The following is a 20,196-nucleotide window of genomic DNA, read 5'->3' as shown; positions in this document are numbered from 1 at the left end:
CCGGCCACCGCCATGGCGCAACCTCCGCTCACGCGGAGACAGCGTTCGCCCATGGTGCGCGCAATAGAACCACGCGGGGCCACCCCCGCTTTCGCAGGGAACTGTGAGCTTCTTACCCGTGATTGAATCGGAGACCGCCTATGCCCTCTGATCCGTCGACAAGCGTACTCGCTGGGGATTGGATATCCACTACTTGGCGAGATGACCAGCCTGTTCCCGATGATCTGGCAGACCGTGTCGCCCTGGGGCTGGGCGAGGTTCTCCGGAACGCCCACCTCATCAAGACTATCGACGCGATCAACCCGCCCGCGTTGTCCGCGTCATACCGGCTCCTGTACGCGCTGGCGGCCCGAGTCAGCGGGCTTGACCAGCTCGGCGCAGACTCGGACGACTGGCGTGAGCGTCGCGCCGAACTCCTGGATGCAGGACATTTCGATCCTGACGCCGTCGATGACTACTGCGACCGGTTCGCGAGCCGCTTCGACCTGTGCGATCCGCAGCGGCCGTTTCTGCAGGACCCGCGTCTGGCGACAGAATGCGAAAAGCCGGCTGGTATCAACAAAGTGGTCATTGGGCGGCCCGCGGGGAACAACCACCGGTGGTTCGGCGGCGCCCATTCCGACGCCCACCCCCTCCCGGTGCCACTGCCCCAGGCGTTCCAGCACCTGCTGGTCTGGCTGTACTACGGTTCCTCGGGGAGATGCGCGACTCGAACTGTAGGCGACACGTCGAAGGCGGACACCAAAGCCGGCCCGCTGCGCTCGACGATCTCCTATCATCTCGTCGGCCCCGGACTATTCGAAACTTTGATCGCAGGAATTCCGGAGCCTAACCCGTCGCAAACTCCGGGCCAAGACCTGTGTCCGTGGGAATGGGACGAACTTCCTGACCCGACATCGATCCCGCCACAGGCGGCCGGAACTGGTGCGTCGCTGACGGCCCGGTCCCAGCATGCCCTGCTCCTCGTCCTGGGCCCCGATCGAAACAGCATCATCGACGCCTATATCACCTGGGCCTACCGCGACGCCGTAGCAGCGCCAGAGGATCCGTTCCTGTGCTGGCTACTGAGCAAAGAGAACAAGCGTTACGCCCGCCGTGCTGATTCGTCTCGTGCGCTGTGGCGTGACTTGGACGGTCTCCTGGGCGAGGCTCCGACGTCAGGTCCCAACCCTCAACCGTCGATTTTCGAGGACATGCCTGAGATCGACGGGCTCTACCGGGTCCAGGCATTGGGATTCGAGCAGGACGGCCAAGCCAAGGACACCCAGTTCGTGGAAGGCCTGACCCCACCGATCGTGAACGCCCACAAGGAAGCCAAGGCTGAGCTCGGTCGGCGGATCGCGGACCTACGCGCGGCCGGCGAGCGCATTGGGCGAAACCTGGATCGAGCCGCGAAGACGGCGTGGTCGCTGTACGCCAAGGAGAAGATTCGGGAGTGCGCCTGGTCTCGGCAAACTGCCGCCATGTACTGGCCGCAGGCTGAGGACCTGTTCTGGCGCTGTCTGGCAGACCAAGACTTCGACGGCCTGAACAAGGCCTTCCGCGCTCTGGCTACCAGCGCCTATGACGCCGTCACCACCGACGCGTGCAATTCGATGCGGGGAGCGCGGGCAGTGGAGACCGCACGCGTCGAGCTGTACGGGGGCCGACTTTCGCACCTGAAGCCCAAGCCGTCTGCGACCAAGGAGTCCACGTGACCACGATGGCCACCGAAACCGAACGGCGGCGGGGGTTCCGAACCTTCGTCACCGCCATCATCACCGTCTGTGCTGATGAGACGGGCGCTCGGTCCGCACTGCGCGGCGGGTTGCGAAAGCCATACGACGCACTGCCTGCCGGCACGCACAAGTACGTCACCAAGGCCGGCGCCCCAGCAGACCCGGGGGAGCGCAGACCGGAGCAGGTTCACGCCTACTACACCGTGGCGGCGCTGATCGCGATGATCCCAAAACGGATGCTGCCGAAGCTACCGATCGTGGTGGAGCCCGGGCAGCGCTGGGGCCGGAACCTGGGACAGTGTCTCGCCGAAGCGGTCCTCAACGGTGCAGTGTCCCTGGGCTCCGGCGAGACCACTCTGGCGACCTTGGCGAAACAGAGTACCGGCGGCGTACACCGCCGCCTGCCCGGCGTCATCAGCCAGATCGCGGTGGATCCCGATGCCGTGGACTGGGTCCAACTGCTTGCCGATCTGGAGTCCTGGCCCACGAACCGAGGCGCTGTTGTACGCCGCTGGCAGCAGAGCTTCTTCCACACGCTCAACCGGGCCGAGCGCGACGCGGCCAAGAAGGCGATGGACACCGGAGCATCCGCATCGTCTGCCGGACCGAACACCGCTGCAGGCTGAGCCGCCGAGCCAGCTCACGCCCGAATCAGACTCTCCAGCATTCCCAAAGGAGCCCATTGTGAAAACCGCAACAGCACTGCCCGCCGGACGCTTCATTGACCTACACGTCATCCAGTCCTTGCCTTTCGCGAATCTCAACCGGGACGACACCAACTCGGTGAAGACGGTGCAATTCGGCGGCGTGAACCGCACCCGAATCAGCTCGCAGTCTTGGAAGCGGGCGATCCGCCTCGACGTCGAGCAGGCGCTCGGACAGCAGACGTTGCGTACCCGTCGGCTCGCCGAGGCGATTCGCCGACACCTGCACGAAGATCTGGGCTGGCCGTCTGAGTTGGCGACCCGCGCCGGCATCTACACCGTGATGGCCAGCAGCGTCGGTGCGAAGGCACCCAAGCCTAAGAAGAGCGGTGAGATGCCCGACTCCGGCGGCGAGGCGGATGTGCCATGGGGGACCAACGCCATGGTCTATGTCCCGGAGGCCGCCGTTACCGAGTTGGGCGCGATCGCGATCGAGTTTCGGGACCAGCTCCAGGCCGCGACCGATCTCAAGAGCCACGACGGTAAGGCCGTCGCCACCGCCAAGAGCGTGATGCCCGGCGAGAAGATCGACGACATCCTGCGCTCCCGCAACGGCATCATCAATCTGATGGGCCGGATGCTCGCCGAACTCGACCGCGCCGGCGTCGATGGGTCCGTCCAGGTAGCGCACGTCATCTCCACCCACGCCACCGACATCGAGATCGACTACTTCAGCGCCGTCGACGACATCACCGAAGCCTGGGGCGACCAGTCCGGGAGCGCTCACATGGGTCACAACGAATACAGCGCCGGCACCTTCTACCGCTACACCACGATCGATATGGCCGAGCTGCTGCGCAACGTCGGCGGAGCCGAGGATGCCCGCAAGCTGGCCCAAGCGTTCCTAACCGCGGCCATCAATGCACTGCCGCAGGCCAAGAAGAACTCCACCGCGCCCCACACCTTCCCGGACTTCATCGCCATGGCCGTGCGTGCTGACCGGCCGCTGTCGTATGTCTCCGCTTTCGAGGCTCCCGTCATCCAGGAAAGCGGGGAGGGATACACCGCAGCCTCCATCCGTGAGCTGAACAACTACGCCAGCGCACTGAACACGCTGATGGGCGCCTCCCGGGCTCCGCTGGCCCAGGCATGTGCTGGCACCAGCGCCCTGGACACGGCTGGCCTGGGCGAGCGTCTCGAATCCGTTGACGACCTGGTCTCCGCAGCCGCGACCGCCGCGTTTGCGCCGCGCAACGGACAGTGACACCGTGCCGGTATCAGCCGCGGGCGACCTCCCGTACACGCCAGCACCAGGCTTGATCCTGCATCTGTCCGGGCCCGTGCAGTCTTGGGGCGAGCGCTCGCGATTCACCCAGCGCGACACGGCCCGTATGCCGACCCGCTCCGGACTGATCGGCATGATCGCCGCAGCGCGCGGTGTGCGCCGCGACGAACCGTTCGGAGAGCTGGCCCAGCTGCGGTTCACGATACGAGTCGACCGGCCTGGGACCCTTCTGCGGGACTTCCACACCGTCGGTGGCGGCTATCCCCGGGAACGGACCATCGCGACAGCCGAAGGCGGACGCCGTGGCGGGGATACCGCGACCCTGGTGTCTACCCGCTACTACCTTCAAGACGCCGCCTTCACAGTCGCCGTCACCACTGCCGGCTCCGCGGACGAAGACGCCGGGCTGCTTACACGATGCGGCGAGGCGCTGCAGAAACCGTTCTGGCCGCCTTACCTGGGTCGCAGATCCTGCCCCGCAGGAACACCGATCTACGTGACCGCCTCCAACGACACCTGGCACAGCCTGGGCGCCCTGCCGCTTCACCGAACGCAGCCATGGAAACCAGACAACACCATCGACGTCACTTACTGGGCCGATCAGCCAATGCGGGAGCTGCCGACACCGACAGGTTGGGAAGCACGCGGTGTCGAAACCTCCAGCACCATCACCGACGATCCGCATATCACCTTCGGCGCGATGGACCGCGCCTACCGGCGACGCGACTTGTACCGGCGAGACTTCGCCGCGCCTGCTGATTCATGCGCCGGACTCGGCACGCCCTACCTCAAACGCCTCGCGGCAACCCTCCAAACCATGACGGCGAACACGCCAGCCGACGCGAACACAGAGGTCGATCAATGACCACCTGGCTCACCCGCATTACACCAGACCTACGACACCAGCGAGCCGCGACGGACCTGAACAACGCAGTCCAGATGCACCACACCGTCATGAAGCTGTTTCCCGACCAGTTGGGTCCCCAAGCCCGACAAACCGCAGGGGTGCTGTTTCGCGTCGACCAAAGTGCCATCGGCGGGATCACGATCCTCGTCCAAAGTACGATCGAACCCAACGCCGAACGCCTGCCCGCCGGCTACGGCGAGGTGATCAGTCGACCGCTGGACCTGCTCCTCGATGCACTGCGGCCCGGTCTGCCCGTGCGGTATCGCCTGGCCGGAAACGCCACCCAGAAGCTTGGCCTCAATACAAAAGCAGGCAAACCGCATCAGATTGTGCCCCTGTCAGGCGCCGATGCCGAACAGTGGTGGATACGGCAGGCTGAGCTCTCAGGCCTGGACGTTCGCAGCATCGACGCGCAAGCCGTCAACGCCGCCACCGGACTCCGCACCGATCCCCAAACAAGGGACCAGCAGCCACAGCGACACGCCCGCACCCAGTTTGACGGCACCGCCATCATCACCGACCCGCAACTCCTCCGCACCCGGATCCTCGCCGGAATAGGCCGCGGAAAGTCATACGGCTGCGGACTGCTCACCCTGGCACCCACACGATGACCGGTCAGCCGCCGGAGCCCACGTCAGCGGCCCGGGCCGCCCCGACCAGCCGGGAAGCACGCCGGAAGATCGCCGTACCCACCGCAGCGATGCTGCCGCGCATCGGCGACAGCCTGTCCTTCCTTTACCTGGACATGATGCGGATCATCCAGGACGACACCGGACTGATCGCCTTCCCTTCCGAGGCAGCGCCAGTCAGGCGGCTGCGCATCCCTACCGCGGCACTCAGCTGCCTTCTACTCGGGCCAGGCACCTCGATCACAGCTCCTGCTCTGGCGACTCTAGCTCGCCACGGAACCACTGTGGTGTGTACCGGCGCCGCCGCCGTTCGCACCTACGCCGGAATCGTCGCTCCGGGCCAAAGCAGCCGCTGGCTCGAAGCCCAAGCCGCGGCGTGGGCCGACGAGCAGGCGCGACTTGACGTTGCGGCGCGGATGTACCAGATGCGCTTTGGCGGTACGGTGCCGGCGGCGACGAACCTCGCCCAACTCCGCGGGTTGGAAGGCCAGCGCATGAAGGCCCTATACCGGCTGTTGGCCACACAACACCGGCTACCGCGCTTCAAACGCTCCTACGATCCCCATGATTGGGAAGGCCAAGACCCCGTCAACCTGGCCCTTTCGGCCGCGAACATCTGTCTCTACGGCATCGTGCACGCCGCGATCATCGCGCTCGGCTGCTCTCCGGGACTTGGGTTCGTCCACACCGGCACCACCCATTCCTTCGTTTACGACGTCGCCGACCTGTACAAGGCTGAGCTGACGCTGCCGGTGGCCTTCTCGCTGCACAATTCGGACGACCCAGAAGGCGACGCTCGACGTGCCTTCCGTAGCAAGCTGCGGCTATATCGGCTCATGCCGCGGATCGTTCGCGACATCCAGAACCTTCTCGAACCCGATGGCGCTCAAGCGCCCGATGACGAGGGCTTCGACATCGACGACGTCGAACTTGTGCACCTGTGGGATCCCCAAGCCGGAACCCTCGCTGGAGGCACAAACTACGCCGACCGCGTCGGCGCACCGGCTAAGGAAGACATCGCTGACTGGACCGACGCCGATGAGGAACCAAGCAGCTCATGGCCAACCTGACAGTCATCAACACCAGTGCTGTCCCAGCCTATGTCCGGGGCGCACTTAGCCGCTGGATGCTAGAACCAGCCCCCGGACTCTACGTAGGAACACTGTCTGCGAAGGTTCGAGAAGAACTTTGGGCCGTGGTGTCAGCGAGTGTCAGCGACGGCGCAGCGGTGCTGGTGTATCCCGCCGACACCGAGCAGCGATTCGCAATTCAGACAGCCGGGACATGGAGGCGAGAGGTCGTCGACTTTGAGGGTCTGGCATTGGTGGCGTTGAACCAGCTGGAAGAAGATAACGAAACGGCCACGTCCTAGCCGTAGTGCAGGTCGTGAAGGGTTCTCTCCGCGCGAGCGGAGGTGGATCGCGCTCCAGCCGATTCCGTATCTCTGACCCTGAGTTCTCTCCGCGCGAGCGGAGGTGGATCGCGCAACGGCTCCCGAATCACCGGGGCGGTCGCGTTCTCTCCGCGCGAGCGGAGGTGGATCGCAGCGGGCGAAGGCCCGACAGCAAGCCACCGGGTTCTCTCCGCGCGAGCGGAGGTGGATCGGCATCGGGATCGGCGAGCATGTCGTTGACCTCGTTCTCTCCGCGCGAGCGGAGGTGGATCGGTTCACGGCGGGATCCTCGCGGGGGCTAGGTCGTTCTCTCCGCGCGAGCGGAGGTGGATCGGGGCGCAGCCAGTACTTGGTGGTGCTGCTGCCGTTCTCTCCGCGCGAGCGGAGGTGGATCGGTCTGCTCGACGCTGATCGGCGTGTTCCGCGGGTTCTCTCCGCGCGAGCGGAGGTGGATCTACGACTGCGAGATGATCCAGGGCGCCGTTTTGTTCTCTCCGCGCGAGCGGAGGTGGATCGTCGGAGCGGGAGGTCTTCAGCTCGTGGACGTCGTTCTCTCCGCGCGAGCGGAGGTGGATCGGCCCAGGCCGCCGCCGCAAAGGCGCAGGCCGAGTTCTCTCCGCGCGAGCGGAGGTGGATCGGAGTCTCCGTGTCTGCACCGTCACCGGCAACGGTTCTCTCCGCGCGAGCGGAGGTGGATCGGTCCAGGACCAGACGATGAACCCGGCGGCTGTGTTCTCTCCGCGCGAGCGGCGGTGGATCGTGGTCGCGGTGCCGGCCGCAGAAGTAGTGGTCGTTCTCTCCGCGCGAGCGGAGGTGGATCGGTCGCGTCATTTCGCATCGCCTGTGCGGTCAGGTTCTCTCCGCGCGAGCGGAGGTGGATCGAGTTCGTCGAGGGTGACCATCAGGCGCTCCTTGTTCTCCCCGCGCGAGCGGAGGTGGATCGCGGACGTTCAGGCCGGCCGCGTGGATGGCGTCGTTCTCTCCGCGCGAGCGGAGGTGGATCGTCGCGGGCATCGCGTCGGCGTGTCGAGTTGGCGTTCTCTCCGCGCGAGCGGAGGTGGATCGCAGTCCTTCGCTTCGAGCAGCTTGCGCAGGCCGTTCTCTCCGCGCGAGCGGAGGTGGATCGAGACCAAGAAGCGTCTCGGCCGCTCCCCGGACGTTCTCTCCGCGCGAGCGGAGGTGGATCGATGATGGCGCCCGCGCCGTCGGCGACGGAGAAGTTCTCTCCGCGCGAGCGGAGGTGGATCTTCACGGTCGGTCCGGACGGCGGCCGGTTGCGGTGTTCTCTCCGCGCGAGCGGAGGTGGATCGTCGAGATCGTTCAACAGCTTCAGAGCCGAACCGTTCTCTCCGCGCGAGCGGAGGTGGATTGCCGGAGGCGCCCGCCGCCACCGACCGCCAGGAGTTCTCTCCGCGCGAGCGGAGGTGGATCGACGTCCTCGAGCGGGAGGGGGCCGAGCAGCTCGTTCTCTCCGCGCGAGCGGAGGTGGATCGCGATGAGAGCCAAGGAGATCGCCAAGGCGGTAGTTCTCTCCGCGCGAGCGGCGGAAGCCGCGAGGCCGCGCTTCAAAGATCAAGGCGACTACTCCTGGGAGGATCTTTCTGTCATCGTGGCAAGTCCCTGGTCGTCGAGTATGCGCGGGGATGGAACTCGGCGAGGTAAGGGTGCCAACGATATGGATCGAACCCAGGTACCGATCACGACGATCGGCCATCAAGCGCGGGTGCTTCGGGCAACGCGGCCCGTTGTGACCAGCGCTGTCATCGGCGCTGTGGTCGCAGCGTCGCTGCTGGTTGTACGCCTTGGTATGGCCCCTCAGCTTCCCGCGTATCTGTACTTCGTCGTGGTCGGCGTACCGTTGGCGGCGATCGACGCGACGACGGGGAAGCTGCCAGATTGTCTGACTCTGCCGTCTTATCCGATTCTCGTCATCATGTTCTGCGTTGCCGAGGGTGTATCCCCGGACCAAGGATCTACCGTGCGGGCGGCTGCAGCTGCGATTCTCCTTGTGGCCTTGTTCTTTGCATCAGCGTTTGTGCGCGGAGTGGGACTCGGCGACGTCAAGTTGGCTGGTCTCCTCGGGCTGGTCATAGGCTTCCGAAGCTGGACCGCGGTCTACACCGGCATGCTCGCGGCGTTTGTCCTTGCGGCGATCTTCATCGTCTTCAGCGGCATCCGCGCGGGGAGCAGCGAGCGTATCCCGCTGGGGCCGTTCTTGGTGGCGGGAACGTTGGTCGCTGTCATTCTCTGAACGGTCCGGAGGGATCCGTCGATCGAATACCCAGCTCGATAATACCCATAGTTACCACTTTCGAGTGATATCAGTGCTTTGTTGCTTTCCTCACGTTTGCTGATGGACTGAAGTAGTCGTCATCAAGTTTTCGAGTCGGCGCGGCTCGAATACACCAGACTCGGGAGGATCGCTGTGGCGGGGAAGCATGTCGGTCGTGTGGCCCTCGTCGTGTACGCCTTGGTCACGGTGCTGACCGCCAGTTGCGGTAGCTCGATGCGGCCATCACCGCACACGCCGGCATCGGCGCCATCCTCCATCCTGCCAACCGACCCGGTGTCTATCGCAAGCCGAAATGCACTGGCTGCGTACGACGGGATGATGGCCGACTGGACGGCTGTATCGAAGACTTCGAACTATCAGGATCCGATCCTGACCCGCCATACCAGTGGTGATGCGCTGTCAAAACTCGTCAGAACCGTCGCGGCCGCGCAGGCCGCAGGTGTGGTGAGCAAGGGGCGACCCGCTGATAGCCCACGAGTCGTGAAGTTGACGCCGCAGGGAACTCCAACCGAGGCGATCTTGGCCGATTGCGCGGACGCCTCCACATGGCTTCAGTTCAAGACCGACGGGACCCAGATCCCCGGCGTTGGGGGACGCCATGCGGTTGACGTGCAAGTCGACGATATCGACGGCGTGTGGAAAGTCAGCAAGTTCGTCTTCCACCCCGCGGGTACATGCTGACCTCGGTGGGGGCGCTCGCGATGCTGCTCGCGACCGTGATCCCGGCGCCTCCGCCTTCCCCAACGACGTCGGTTCCCGCTGGTCAGCAGTCCAAGTCTCCGGTAATCAGCGACACGATTGCTGAGATCCAGTGCGAGACTGCCGAGTGCGACCTGGGCGCCAGCTCTACGCCGGCTAAAACCGCTGCGCCGGTTGCTGCATCAGGGCCGGGACGGCCGCCACCCGTTGTCTGCTACTTCACGCCCGACCCGAGCTTCGTTCCGCCGTCGGCAATGAGCCCGGCTGATTCTCACGTGGGCGAAGCCGGGTCCTGGATGCGCGAGCAATGCAGCGGAAACGCAGATGACATCCTCAAGATGGGCAAGATGCTGCGTCCGATGGTCGGCGACATCGTCTGGGTCCCGGCGGCGGCTCCTGCTACGCCGTCAGCCCTTGCCCAAGTCGCCTACAAGCAGCTGAAGCCTCCAGCTCCGACGCTGGTGTTGAGTCCGCCGAGCACGCGGCCGGAGTTGGTCGGAATGCCGCTATGGCTTTCGGTCCCCACCGCAATGTGGGCTCCGCTCACGGCGCGTGCGTCGGCGGGTGGGGCGTCGGTGACCGCGAGCGCGACGCCTGTGTCGGTCACATGGTCGATGGGCGACGGCAGAAGCGTGACGTGCCACGGGCCGGGGACGCCCTATCCATCCGATCCATCGGCGCATCCTCCATCGCTATCCCCAACTTGTGGATACACCTACCAGCGGCCGTCGGCGACGTTGCAGGGCGGGTCGTTCCCGGTGACCGCGACGGTGGATTGGCAAGTGGCGTGGTCCGGGACCGGGAACAGCAGCGGGACCTTCCCCAACCTGCGCACATCGTCTGGCACGCAGGTCCAGGTCTCCGAGGTTCAGGCACTGGTCACCGGCGTCTCTAACTGACGCGACCGACAACGAAGAACACACAGGACACGTATATGACCACGCAGATTACGCGCCCGGGCCAAGTTCCGCCCGGACGTACCGCTCCCGATCCGTCCCGCCAGGCAGGAAAGAAGCAGCTCAGGACAGGACTGCTGTCGGCTCCGCGAAGGATGCAGCTGCCGTGGGCGATCGGCGGCGGTCTGACAGTCGTCGCCACGGCGGTCGGGTTTTCCGCCGCGTCGGGACTGCTTAGTCAGAAGTCCCCCGTGCTCGTGGTCGCGGAGCCGCTGGCCGCAGGCCAGACGATCACCTCCGACGCACTGCGCACGATTCCTGTGGCTGCCGAGGCTGGTGTGGGGACTATCGACGCTTCGATGGCCTCGAAAGTGGTCGGACGGACGGTAGCCGTGCCGCTGACGCCGGGATCGCTGTTAAACGTTACCGACATCGGGAAGTCGACGTTCCCGCCTGCCGGGCAGGCCGAGCTGGCTGTGGCGCTTCGGGCCGGCGCCTACCCGCTGGATCTGGCGGCCGGTGACCGAGTCCAGGTCGTAGTCGCGGGCGACAGCCAGCTTCCGACGCCGACGACCAATACTGCGGCAGTCGCTCCCGCGCCGGTCCCGACGTATGCGGTGGTGACAAAGGTCGGGAGATCAGACGGTCAAGGCGGCACGGTCGCCGATCTCCTGATGGACCAGACCTCGATCCAGAAAGTCGCCTCGGCCGGCCCGTCTGGGGTATCCCTTGCCGTACTGCCACCGTCAGCGGGCAACTGATGCTGTTCGCGGTGGGATCGTGGCGCGGCGCGCCGGGTGTGACCACGACTGCGCTTGCGCTTGCCGAGTCCTGGCCTGGTCCGCAGAGCGCAGTCGTACTGGAGTGCGATCCGCGCGGTGGTTCCGCGGCCTGCCGGTTTCTGATCCCCGGATCCCGGACAGTTGAAGCCCTGGCCAGCGCCGCCCGACACGGCGGCGATGCCCGACTGCTGGCCGAGCACACTCGCACGACATCGGCTGGAGCCGCGGTGGTGACTGCGCCAGAGGACGGCGAGCGGCTGCGTCCGCTGATCGCGGTGTTGGCAAAGCCGGGTGGGCTCTTGGCGACGGTTGCCGCGGACTCGGAGGCTGTCGTGTTCGCCGACTGCGGACGGTTGGACCCGCGTGATGCCGAGACCTGCGCAGTGCTTGCCCGCGCCGAGTCGCTGATCCTCGTGATCCGGCCGGTGGTTGAACACGCCCTCGGGCTAAAGGCTGCCCTCGGGCGCATCAGAGAACTTCATCCTGATGTCGGGCTCGTATTGGTCGGTTCTGGTTACTCGCCGGCTGAGCTGACATGGCTGCTGGAACTGCCGGTTTGGGGCACATTGCCGTTGCTGCCGACGGGCGCGGCCTCCCGGGTTGTGGACCGGCTCCGCCGCGACCACACCCAGGCCGGATTCCGAGAAGCCGCCGTCGGCATCGGAGACATGCTTATCGGGCGAAGGCTCGTCGCTGGCGTGGCGCCGCACGCTGCCCGCACTGCTACAGGAGTAGGAGCTTCCGCGTGACCGAGATCAGCCTTAAGTCGGAAGCTGGGATCGGATCGCAGATCGCCACCACGGTCGGTATCCGATTGGCCGAGCTATGCCAAGAAGAGGAGGAACTGACGGGGCGGCCGGTCCCCGAACAACGCCGACGAGAGATGGTCGCTGCGATCACCGAGGGCGAACTTGCGGTGCACGCCAAGCGGTCGTTGTCGGTCGGGGCGCACTACCTGGACGCCGAGGCCGAGGAGCGGATCGCTGGCCAGGTCGTCGACGTGCTGTTTGGCCACGGCGGATTCCAGCCGTATCTGGATGATCTATCCATTGAGAACATCAACTGCAATGGGTATGACAATGTCCGTCTGAAGTTTTCCGACGGCCGACGGGCGGAAGGGAAGACGCCGGTCGCAGCTTCGGACAGCGAGCTGATCGAGCTGATCCGCGTGCTCGCGGCCCGTCCGGGTGCCGAGGAGAGGCGGTTCGACCGGGAGCAACCGAGCATCAACCTCAAGTTGGGGGACGGCTCGCGGTTGTTCGCCGCAATGGGCGTGTGCGACCGCCCAACAGTCTCTATCAGGCGTCACCGTTTTCCTGACGCAACGCTCGCCACGCTCCGAGATTTGGGCACGCTCGACGACGTGTTGTACGAGTTCCTGCAGGCTGCTGTCCGCGCAACGCTCAATATCCTCATTTCCGGGGGACCGGGTTTGGGCAAGACGACCATGCTGCGCGCGCTCGCCTCAGCGATCCCGCCTGACGAGCGGCTGATCACCATCGAAGACGTCTATGAACTCGGGCTGTACGATCCGGAGCGGCATCCCGACGTCACCGCGTACCAGGTCAAGTACCCGAACACCCAAAACGTCGGCGGTATCAATCAGGCCGAGCTGGTGCGGATGGCGCTGCGAGGCTCGCCCGACCGAGTGATCCTCGGGGAGATCCGGGGCGAGGAAGTTGTATCGGTATGTAACGTCATGTCACAAGGCATTGATGGCAGTATGGCCACGATTCACGCCTCTGATTCGCGCGGCGCCTTTGGGAAGCTCGCCTCCTATGCTGCACAAGCTCCCGAGCGTTTGTCACCAGCGTCCACGGCTCTGATGGTCGCGAACTCGGTCCATCTGGTGATCCAGCTGAAGTGGTCCAAGGGCAGTCACGAGGACAAGGTCCGGGTGGTGTCGTCGATCCGGGAGGTCGCGAACGCTCGCGGCGAGGACGTCGTGTCGAACGAGATCTTCAAACAACGTTCGGACCGACGCGGGGTGTTCAACGTCGTCCCGAGCGACGAGAAACTGGAACTGCTGGAAGAAGCCGGCTTCGACTGTGCCTGGTTCGACGTTCCGGCGTGGGCATCGTGAACGGCCTGTTCGGCGCGTTGTGCGGGACGGGGTTCGGGATCGGCCTGCTGATGGTCCGCCACGCCTTCCGGCCCAAGGCGTCGCGCAGCCGTCCAAACCCGCGGCTGGCTGTGAATATCGACCTGCGTCCGCTGCTCGTCAAATGGCGCAGGCTTCTTCTCAGTCTGGCGGTTGGGATCGCGGCGGTCGCGGCCACAGGCTGGCCGGTGGCCGGAGTGCTGGCTACCGCTGGATGCTGGTGGCTTCCAGCCGTGCTCGGGCCAGACAGCGAATCCGAGCGGATCATCGCCCGCACTGAAGGCTGCGCCGGGTTCGCCGAGATGCTCCGAGACACTCTGTCGGCGGCTTCTGGGCTGACCGAGGCGGTACTTGCCGCGTCCGCCGTACCGCCGAAAGCGATCGAGGCACCACTGCGCACGCTGCACAACGATCTGCGGCACGGTGTGAAAGTCACCGATGCACTCGGGAAGCTGGACGAAACGCTCGCCGATCCGATCGCTGACCTGATCTGTGCCACTCTGATCCACGCCAACGGTAGACCGTCCCGCAATCTGCCCGCCACGCTTACCGCGCTCGCCTCCGAAGCCCGTGGCCAGGCGTTGGCCATGCGCCGGACGGTGGCCGCCCGCGCTCAGATCCGCACTGCCGTGCGCGTGATCACCGCCGTGATTCTCGGCATCACGATCCTGCTATTGGTCGCTGACGCCACCTACCTCGATCCGTTTTCGACCGCAGCCGGGCAACTCGACCTCGGAGTCGCCGGCGGTATCTTCGCCGCCGGATTCGCCTGGTTGATCCGCATCGCTCGTCCGGCCTCCGTGCCTAGGTTCCTGACCCGGCTGGACGCATTGAACCAGGCCCCAGAGGTAGGCGGTTTGTCGGCCACGATCCCGCCCCGCCCCCGAGGCGCACGAGATACGGAGGCGACACGTTGATTGCGATGCTTTGGGGCGCGGGATTCGGTCTCGGGCTGACAGCCCTCCTCTACGGGATCCGGCCCCCGGCTATCGGCCTGGCCGAAGCCGAACAAATCCTCGCCAGCGAGACGCCTGCCGAGACGTCGGCACCGGCCGCCTCTGCACGGCCCGGTCTGGAACAGTGGCTGACTGCCCCGGCGATCCGAGCGCTGTCCGCGTTCGGCCTGCCAGGCGATCGACTCATGACGGACCTGGCGCTGACCGGCCAGGACCCCGATACGTTCCTGACGAAGAAGGTCACCGCGGCCGTTGCCGGATTGCTCATGCCAGCCTTGTTCCAGCTGATGCTCACCGCTGGCGGCGTCGGACTGCCGAACGCGGTCGTGGTCTGCATGGGCTTGGTGCTCGGCGCGGCCTTGTTCCTCGTTCCCGACTTCGACACTCGCGCGAGAGCTCGCACTGCGCGGGCCGAGTCCCGTGCCGCGCTGGGCGCGCTGTTGTCGTTCGCCTCCACCAGCCTGCAGTCCGGAGATGGCATCGAGGAAGCCCTGGCCAGCGCAGCCGCGATCGGCAGTGGGCCGAGTTTTGCCCGTTTTCGTGCCGCGGCAACGAAATCGAGGCTGTCGCGACGCTCGATCTGGGACTGCTATGGCGAACTCGGCAACGAGATCGACCTCCCAGAACTCTCCGAACTCGGCGCCTCGATCAGGCTGGCTGGAGCTGAAGGCGCACGCATCGCAGACTCCCTGACTGCCAAGTCCACAGCGTTGCGCGGACGCCTCCAGGCCGAAAGTGAAGGTCAGACGGCCTCGGCCACCGAGATGATGCACATTCCGGTCGGTCTGATCCTCTTCGCATTCCTCCTGATCCTCGGCTTTCCATCTGTCTACCGGATCATGACCACCTTTCAGTAGCTGTATGCCATCCCCCAAGAGAATGGAGCACCCTGAAGATGATGTACCGCCTGGCCGCGGCCTACGCCGTCCGTCTCTCGACGCTGCGGGAACGCGCTAGCAGCCACCTCGAACGTATTGCCAAGTCCGACCCCGAAGCCGGTGATGCGCTACAGACAGCCATCATCACCGCAGCCTTCGCGCTGATCGCCATCGGGGTGGCGACGATCATCGGTAATGCCGTGATCGCCAAGGCCCACAGCATCAGCCTCGACACCCCGAGCCTCAACACGAATCCGTGACCCGTTTGCAGAAGATGCCGCCGACTAGGTCCGGTCGTGCCCTGACGTCTCGGACCGCCGACGACGGCTCATCAACAGTAGAGATGGTCGTGATTACGCCGGTGATGCTGCTCGTGCTCATGGTGATCGTGCAGTTCGCGGTGTACTTCTGCGCGCTGCACGTCGCCCAGGCCGCCGCCGCACAGGCGGCGGCTGGCACCAGCAGCGAACACGGCAAAATCGATAACGGGACGTCTGAAGCGCACCGGATTCTGGGAACTGTCGGAGCTGGCTTTCTCACCGCCACCGATGTCGCAGTCACCAGGAGCGCGACGCTCACGACGGTGCGGATCTCCGGCACCGTTGCGACGGTCGTGCCATTCCTCCACCTGAAGGTCTCCTCGGTCGCACGTACTCCGAACGAGGCCCTGACCACCGCCGCCGCATCATGACGTCGCGAGACCGTGAGGAGGGTAGTGCGGCCGTCGAGCTCGTTGTAGCCACTCCTCTGTTGATACTGGTGGTTTTGTTCACCGTCGGTCTGGGGCGCGTTACCGAGGCGCAGATGCTGGCCGAGACCGCCGCCGGCTCAGCTGCACGGGCTGCGTCGCTGGCCCGCAGCGCGGATCAGGCCGTCGCCGCCGCGTACGCGACGGTGGATGCCGACAGCAGCATGTCGTGCCCGCACCCGAATGTCATCGTCGACACCTCCGCATTCCGCCCAGGTGGCACTGTCGCCGTGACAGTGGATTGCCATCCGCGGCTCGCGGACATCACTGGTGTCGGCTTCCCAGGCACAATACAGATCAGCGAGCGGATGGTGTCCGGGATCGACACCTGGCGTCAGGCGGACGCTCCGTGATCCGCAGGCTGAGGTATCGAGATCCGGAAGATGGATCGGTAACGGCGTTCATCGTCATCGTCATCGTGTTCGCCGCGCTATTGCTGTTCACCGGTCTCGTCGGCGACGGCGGATCCGCCTTGGCCACGCAAGTCCGGGCCGTGGACGAGGCGTCTGAGGCCGCTCGCGCCGGAGCCGAACAGCTCGACATCGGGATCTTCCACCGCACCGGGACACGTGTCCTAGACGAGACCGCTGCTGCCTTGGCGGCCAAGCAATACCTGGCGGCCACTGGTGACAGTGGAAGCGTCACAGCGACCTCTGGTGCTGTGACCGTTACTGTTTCCGCCTCGCACCGCACCTGGCTGCTCGGGCTGATCGGCATGAACACCATGACCATGCACGCCGCCGCCACCGCGCACCCCGAATCCGCCGACTCCTGAGACCAGCCCGGTGGCTGGCACATCGATTGCCTGCAGGGCCAGGGAGCACTCCAGCTTGTGCGCCCAAACGATCAGCGCAATCGGTCGCGGAGGTACGTGAGCGTGCTCCCACCGTTGGATCGAGTCCCGGCTGACGCCGACCAGTTCACCGAGTTCCTTCTGTGTCAGCCGCAAGGCCAAGCGACGGTTTCTCAAAGGCGAAGCCAGCCGTCGTCTCTGGAGAACCTCCCAGGTCTCGCCAGCGCGCGGACGTGGTGATCCATCCCGCAATTCGTTGTCCGGACCGACGATCACGAGGCGTCGGCCGAGCTCACGCGACCACTGCATCAGGTGATCCAAGGTCGGTTCTACGAGTCCGGTCTCCCACTCGGAGATTGCTCTTCCCCGAACTGGCAGACCTGACGACAGGGCGTTCTGGGAAAGTGTGGTAACCAGTCGTACAGCTCGCAGGCCACCGACGATCCGTGCGAGGTTCTGCTCCGCCGCATCGTCAACTCGCAGCGTCATGGCGCTCCAGCCCCTGTGGACGGTCCCACGAACTCCGAACACCTTTCGCGCAGCCATCTCCTGGGGCATCAAGATCTCGACCCACACAGCGTGGCCGGCCTGGTCTCCGAGCACGCCCCATTTCGACGACACCGCCGCGACGAGTGCCAAGCCTCGTCCGGTCTCGACCTCGTCGCCGAAAGCATCCAGGTCCGCGATGCTGTCGATCGGCTTCGGCTCGCAGATGTGCGGCACCTTCGGCCCGCCCGCGTCATCTACGCGGACCTGCCATCGGTCGAGGAACGTCGCAAGATGCAGCGTGAACTCTCCGCCAGGTTCGCCGCTGTCGCTGTGCCGGACCGCATTGCCAGCCAGCTCGGAGGCGACCAGTTCCACCAGGTCGACACCGTCATAGTCACCGATCGCCTTGCGCGTGAACTCCCTTACTTCCGATACGTGTTCAGGACGTCCGTCGAAGGTCTTGGACCAGTAGGACATGGCTCACCCTCCGGTCTCGCTGCCGCCGCGACGGTCCAGATCGTCCGTTGCGCTCTTGACGTGCCGATAGACGACCAGTGCGGCGGAACTGGGCTCAACCTTCCGTTCGTGCATCACCAGGCAAAGCAGCGCGGATTTCAAGCCCCGGAAGTGGCCGCTCCACTCGGCGAGCTCTTTCTCCGTTCGAGGGTTGAGTGCCTTCGGCTCCCTGCCCATGACTGCGACGAGGTGCAGCAACACGCCATAGCTGTCTGTGTGACCCTCTTGCGTGACTCGGCTGAGGATCGAAGCCTTCGCGCTCTCACACTTTGGGGGTGCTGTGGTGTGCGAACCATCGAAAGGCTCGTCGATGCTGGTGAGGCCCACGATTTCCTCCCGCTTTCCCGTAAGGCCGACGCGATCTGCGCCGAAATGAGCACACCGCGTCACCGGACGGGGAACAATGACGCTGACCGATTCCCAGGCGATTCCTTTTCCGGCAAGGGCGGCATCATGACGGAAGAGCTAGGAGCCGAACTGCGAGCCGCTCGGCGGCGTTCGGGGCTGGCCTTCAACGTGTTCGCGCGTGCAGCGGGCTACTCTGAGAGTCACCTGCGCAACGTGGAGAACGGGACGAAGCCCGTCACTTGCGACGTCGCCAAGGCCTACGACCGCGTCTTGGCGACCGGTGGCGCATTCGGCGCAATGGTCGACGGAACGGCTGCGCAGGAGGCACCATGGAACCGTCAGGGGGCCTTCGCGGCCCTGACGGAAATGGCAAATGGAGGCGGCTTGGACCGTCGGAACTTCGTCGTGACAACAGGTGCGGCGGCGTTGACCACGTTGATCGGTCACTGGTCCACGGCCCTCGGGGCCCAAGACGAGCCGGCGACAGCGAGCAGCCCCCCGCTTGTCGCTGCGCCACGACTACTCGGTCATATCGAGAAGCGACTCGATTACCTGAGGCACCTCGATGATGAGTTCGGCAGCGGTGACATCGCACGCTACGCGCGCAGCGAGCTCGCGATGATCGTCGAACTCCTCAGAGCCGGGCATCTGAACGGCACCGCCGAAGACAATGCGTACAGCATGGCAAGCGAGGCAGCCCGGCAGGTCGCGTGGAACATGTTCGACTCCGGTCGGCACGCATCGGCAGAACGGTTCTTCGAAACCTCACTCCGGGCCTCGGCCACAGCGGGGGACGCGATCGCCGGGGCCTACGCGATGTCGTTCATGGCGATTCAGCACTACACCGCGGGCAACCCGCAGAACGCGGTCAACCTCCTGGACGCAGCGGAGACGTCAGTGTCCCGCAATGCCACGCCGAAGATGCGCGCCATGCTCGCCGCCCGCAAAGCGCGAGCATTGTCCAAAACGAACGACCTCCGTGGAAGCGCCCGGGCTCTGGAGGCCGCCCGCGTACTGGTGGACAAGGGCCCGCACGACGATGATCCGCCGTTCCTGTACTGGGTTACCAGAGGAGAAGTGGAGATGATCGCCGGCTCGTCGGCGCTGGAAATGAACGATCCTTCCAGAGCCCTGAGTTGCTTCAACGCCGCTCAAGCCGTCTACCCCGGAGACGTCCAGTATCCACGGTCCCATGCCATCTACCTTGCCCGCGCTGCCGAGGCTCACTTGGCTATGCACGACCTTGACGCGGCTGTGGCGCAGGCCCGGCATGCCGCCCGCTGTCTAGGCTCGGTTGATTCGGCCCGCTCGTCTTCGACGCTGGTCGGGTTGCGACGCAAACTAGCAGCGCACACATCAAATCCCGCGGTGAGGGAGTTTCTACAGGTCGGGTAGACCGAACAACATCCGGAGCCTCTGTGCGACCACGCGTTCGTCCAGCGAGAACACGATCGTCATCCCGAGGTCCGAAGCAGCCTGAAGGTTTTCCTCCGAGTCGTCGACGAACACGCACTGCTCAGCGGTCAACCCGAGCCGTTCCAGAACGAGGCGGAAAATCGCAGGATCGGGCTTACGCATGCCGTGTTCGCCCGACAGCACGACCTCATCGAAATTGCCGCGCAGGTCGTATGGCGCATACGGGTCGTATGGCTGGCGTCCCATGGAGTTCGACAGCACTGCTGTCCTTATGCCTGCTGCTCGCGCTTGTTTGGCTACCTTCAGTACTTCATGAGCCGGGTACAGGTCCCAGCACATGCGTTCCATGAGGTTGTCCGGCTCGGCACCGATCAGCGGAGCGAACCCTGTGTTCCAGGCCGCCTGATCGATCTCGCCCAGCTCCAGCTTCCGGTAGAGCTCCTGTCCGCGGGGGTCGGACCACGCGCGCAGGAATGCTGAGGGATGAAGCTTTTCCCGTAGTACGAACTGTGTGGTGACCTCGACCATGTTCGATGTCAGGACGCCGAAGAAGTCGAGGATGAGGCCGTTGAATCGTCGCGCGCTCATGAACCCACCCTATGGGGACGGCGACCTTGACGGCAGTGGCGCCGTTCTTGGATCGCCACCACCACCCGAGTCATTGCTCCGGCGCCTCGTTGGGCTGATCGCCCGATGGGGTGACGT

General features: G+C 65.1%; 22 protein-coding genes and 1 CRISPR repeat array. Of the genes, 18 read left to right on the top strand and 4 right to left on the bottom strand.

Going from position 1 to position 20,196, the window contains the following annotated elements; translation table 11 throughout:
- Positions 1-140: 140 nt before the first annotated feature.
- The 9 genes from casA (at position 141) to KGQ19_RS11295 (ending at position 9,550) form a co-directional block, all read left to right on the top strand.
- The gene (casA, locus tag KGQ19_RS11335; RefSeq protein WP_212009050.1) at positions 141-1,697 is read left to right on the top strand and encodes a type I-E CRISPR-associated protein Cse1/CasA; all 1,557 of its coding nucleotides are present in this window, start codon (positions 141-143) and stop codon (positions 1,695-1,697) included.
- 5 nt (positions 1,698-1,702) lie between these two features.
- The gene (gene casB / locus KGQ19_RS11330; RefSeq protein WP_230418495.1) at positions 1,703-2,344 is read left to right on the top strand and encodes a type I-E CRISPR-associated protein Cse2/CasB; all 642 of its coding nucleotides are present in this window, start codon (positions 1,703-1,705) and stop codon (positions 2,342-2,344) included.
- A 58-nt stretch (positions 2,345-2,402) separates the two neighbouring features.
- Positions 2,403-3,626: a type I-E CRISPR-associated protein Cas7/Cse4/CasC gene (gene cas7e / locus KGQ19_RS11325; protein WP_212009048.1), complete on the top strand. Its 1,224-nt coding sequence runs from the start codon at positions 2,403-2,405 to the stop codon at positions 3,624-3,626.
- 52 nt (positions 3,627-3,678) lie between these two features.
- Positions 3,679-4,512, top strand: a complete 834-nt coding sequence (gene cas5e / locus KGQ19_RS11320; protein ID WP_212009047.1) for a type I-E CRISPR-associated protein Cas5/CasD — start codon at positions 3,679-3,681, stop codon at positions 4,510-4,512.
- The gene (gene cas6e / locus KGQ19_RS11315; RefSeq protein WP_212009046.1) at positions 4,509-5,165 is read left to right on the top strand and encodes a type I-E CRISPR-associated protein Cas6/Cse3/CasE; all 657 of its coding nucleotides are present in this window, start codon (positions 4,509-4,511) and stop codon (positions 5,163-5,165) included. The genes cas5e and cas6e overlap by 4 nt, the downstream gene beginning before the upstream one ends.
- 89 nt (positions 5,166-5,254) lie before the next feature.
- A complete protein-coding gene (gene cas1e / locus KGQ19_RS11310) occupies positions 5,255-6,253 on the top strand; it encodes a type I-E CRISPR-associated endonuclease Cas1e (protein WP_212009045.1) in 999 nt (332 codons plus the stop codon).
- Positions 6,241-6,555: a type I-E CRISPR-associated endoribonuclease Cas2e gene (gene cas2e, locus KGQ19_RS11305; RefSeq protein WP_212009044.1), complete on the top strand. Its 315-nt coding sequence runs from the start codon at positions 6,241-6,243 to the stop codon at positions 6,553-6,555. The genes cas1e and cas2e overlap by 13 nt, the downstream gene beginning before the upstream one ends.
- Before the next feature lie 21 nt (positions 6,556-6,576).
- A CRISPR array of direct repeats spans positions 6,577-8,068; the repeat unit is 28 nt; unit sequence GTTCTCTCCGCGCGAGCGGAGGTGGATC.
- A gap of 3 nt (positions 8,069-8,071) precedes the next feature.
- Positions 8,072-8,827 carry a prepilin peptidase gene (locus KGQ19_RS11300; protein ID WP_438801863.1) on the top strand — a complete coding sequence of 252 codons (756 nt, stop codon included), beginning with the start codon at positions 8,072-8,074 and terminating at the stop codon, positions 8,825-8,827.
- Positions 8,828-9,001: 174 nt separating this feature from the next.
- On the top strand, positions 9,002-9,550 hold the full coding sequence (locus KGQ19_RS11295) for a hypothetical protein (RefSeq protein ID WP_212009042.1): 549 nt from the start codon (positions 9,002-9,004) through the stop codon (positions 9,548-9,550).
- A 733-nt stretch (positions 9,551-10,283) separates the two neighbouring features.
- Here KGQ19_RS11295 and KGQ19_RS50980 read toward each other — a convergent pair.
- Positions 10,284-10,415 (bottom strand): hypothetical protein, encoded by a 132-nt coding sequence (locus KGQ19_RS50980; RefSeq protein ID WP_268907784.1) that lies wholly within the window; start codon positions 10,413-10,415, stop codon positions 10,284-10,286.
- A gap of 204 nt (positions 10,416-10,619) precedes the next feature.
- Between KGQ19_RS50980 and KGQ19_RS11290 the strand changes: the two genes are divergently transcribed.
- The 8 genes from KGQ19_RS11290 to KGQ19_RS11255 are packed head-to-tail and all read left to right on the top strand — an operon-like array spanning position 10,620 to position 16,282.
- Positions 10,620-11,225, top strand: coding sequence for an SAF domain-containing protein (locus tag KGQ19_RS11290; RefSeq protein ID WP_212009041.1), 606 nt, complete (start codon positions 10,620-10,622; stop codon positions 11,223-11,225).
- Entirely contained in the window at positions 11,225-11,995 is a 771-nt protein-coding gene (locus KGQ19_RS11285; protein ID WP_212009040.1) for a P-loop NTPase family protein, read from the top strand. Before KGQ19_RS11290 ends, KGQ19_RS11285 begins: the two co-directional genes overlap by 1 nt.
- Complete coding sequence (locus tag KGQ19_RS11280) at positions 11,992-13,329, top strand: TadA family conjugal transfer-associated ATPase (RefSeq protein ID WP_307856392.1); 1,338 nt, start codon at positions 11,992-11,994, stop codon at positions 13,327-13,329. Before KGQ19_RS11285 ends, KGQ19_RS11280 begins: the two co-directional genes overlap by 4 nt.
- Positions 13,317-14,264, top strand: a complete 948-nt coding sequence (locus KGQ19_RS11275) for a type II secretion system F family protein (protein ID WP_212009039.1) — start codon at positions 13,317-13,319, stop codon at positions 14,262-14,264. The genes KGQ19_RS11280 and KGQ19_RS11275 overlap by 13 nt, the downstream gene beginning before the upstream one ends.
- 5 nt (positions 14,265-14,269) lie before the next feature.
- Positions 14,270-15,160, top strand: a complete 891-nt coding sequence (locus KGQ19_RS11270) for a type II secretion system F family protein (protein ID WP_212009038.1) — start codon at positions 14,270-14,272, stop codon at positions 15,158-15,160.
- A gap of 38 nt (positions 15,161-15,198) precedes the next feature.
- Positions 15,199-15,441: a hypothetical protein gene (locus tag KGQ19_RS11265; protein WP_212009037.1), complete on the top strand. Its 243-nt coding sequence runs from the start codon at positions 15,199-15,201 to the stop codon at positions 15,439-15,441.
- Positions 15,438-15,872 (top strand): TadE family protein, encoded by a 435-nt coding sequence (locus tag KGQ19_RS11260; RefSeq protein WP_212009036.1) that lies wholly within the window; start codon positions 15,438-15,440, stop codon positions 15,870-15,872. Before KGQ19_RS11265 ends, KGQ19_RS11260 begins: the two co-directional genes overlap by 4 nt.
- On the top strand, positions 15,869-16,282 hold the full coding sequence (locus KGQ19_RS11255) for a TadE family protein (RefSeq protein WP_268907783.1): 414 nt from the start codon (positions 15,869-15,871) through the stop codon (positions 16,280-16,282). The genes KGQ19_RS11260 and KGQ19_RS11255 overlap by 4 nt, the downstream gene beginning before the upstream one ends.
- A 221-nt stretch (positions 16,283-16,503) precedes the next feature.
- Here the strand turns inward: KGQ19_RS11255 and KGQ19_RS11250 are convergent, their stop codons facing one another.
- A complete protein-coding gene (locus KGQ19_RS11250) occupies positions 16,504-17,688 on the bottom strand; it encodes a helix-turn-helix domain-containing protein (RefSeq protein WP_212009034.1) in 1,185 nt (394 codons plus the stop codon).
- Positions 17,689-17,691: 3 nt separating this feature from the next.
- A complete protein-coding gene (locus KGQ19_RS11245) occupies positions 17,692-17,928 on the bottom strand; it encodes a hypothetical protein (RefSeq protein WP_212009033.1) in 237 nt (78 codons plus the stop codon).
- Between the two features lie 84 nt (positions 17,929-18,012).
- On the opposite strand from KGQ19_RS11245, the gene KGQ19_RS11240 reads away from it, so the two are divergent.
- On the top strand, positions 18,013-19,470 hold the full coding sequence (locus tag KGQ19_RS11240) for a helix-turn-helix domain-containing protein (RefSeq protein WP_212009032.1): 1,458 nt from the start codon (positions 18,013-18,015) through the stop codon (positions 19,468-19,470).
- Here KGQ19_RS11240 and KGQ19_RS11235 read toward each other — a convergent pair.
- Positions 19,456-20,079 carry an HAD-IA family hydrolase gene (locus KGQ19_RS11235; protein WP_212009031.1) on the bottom strand — a complete coding sequence of 208 codons (624 nt, stop codon included), beginning with the start codon at positions 20,077-20,079 and terminating at the stop codon, positions 19,456-19,458. The genes KGQ19_RS11240 and KGQ19_RS11235 overlap by 15 nt on opposite strands.
- Positions 20,080-20,196 lie beyond the last annotated feature (117 nt).

The organism is Catenulispora pinistramenti (genome assembly GCF_018274385.1).
Taxonomy (GTDB): Bacteria; Actinomycetota; Actinomycetes; order Streptomycetales; family Catenulisporaceae; genus Catenulispora; species Catenulispora pinistramenti.
This window is presented reverse-complemented; position numbering and strand designations above follow the sequence as displayed.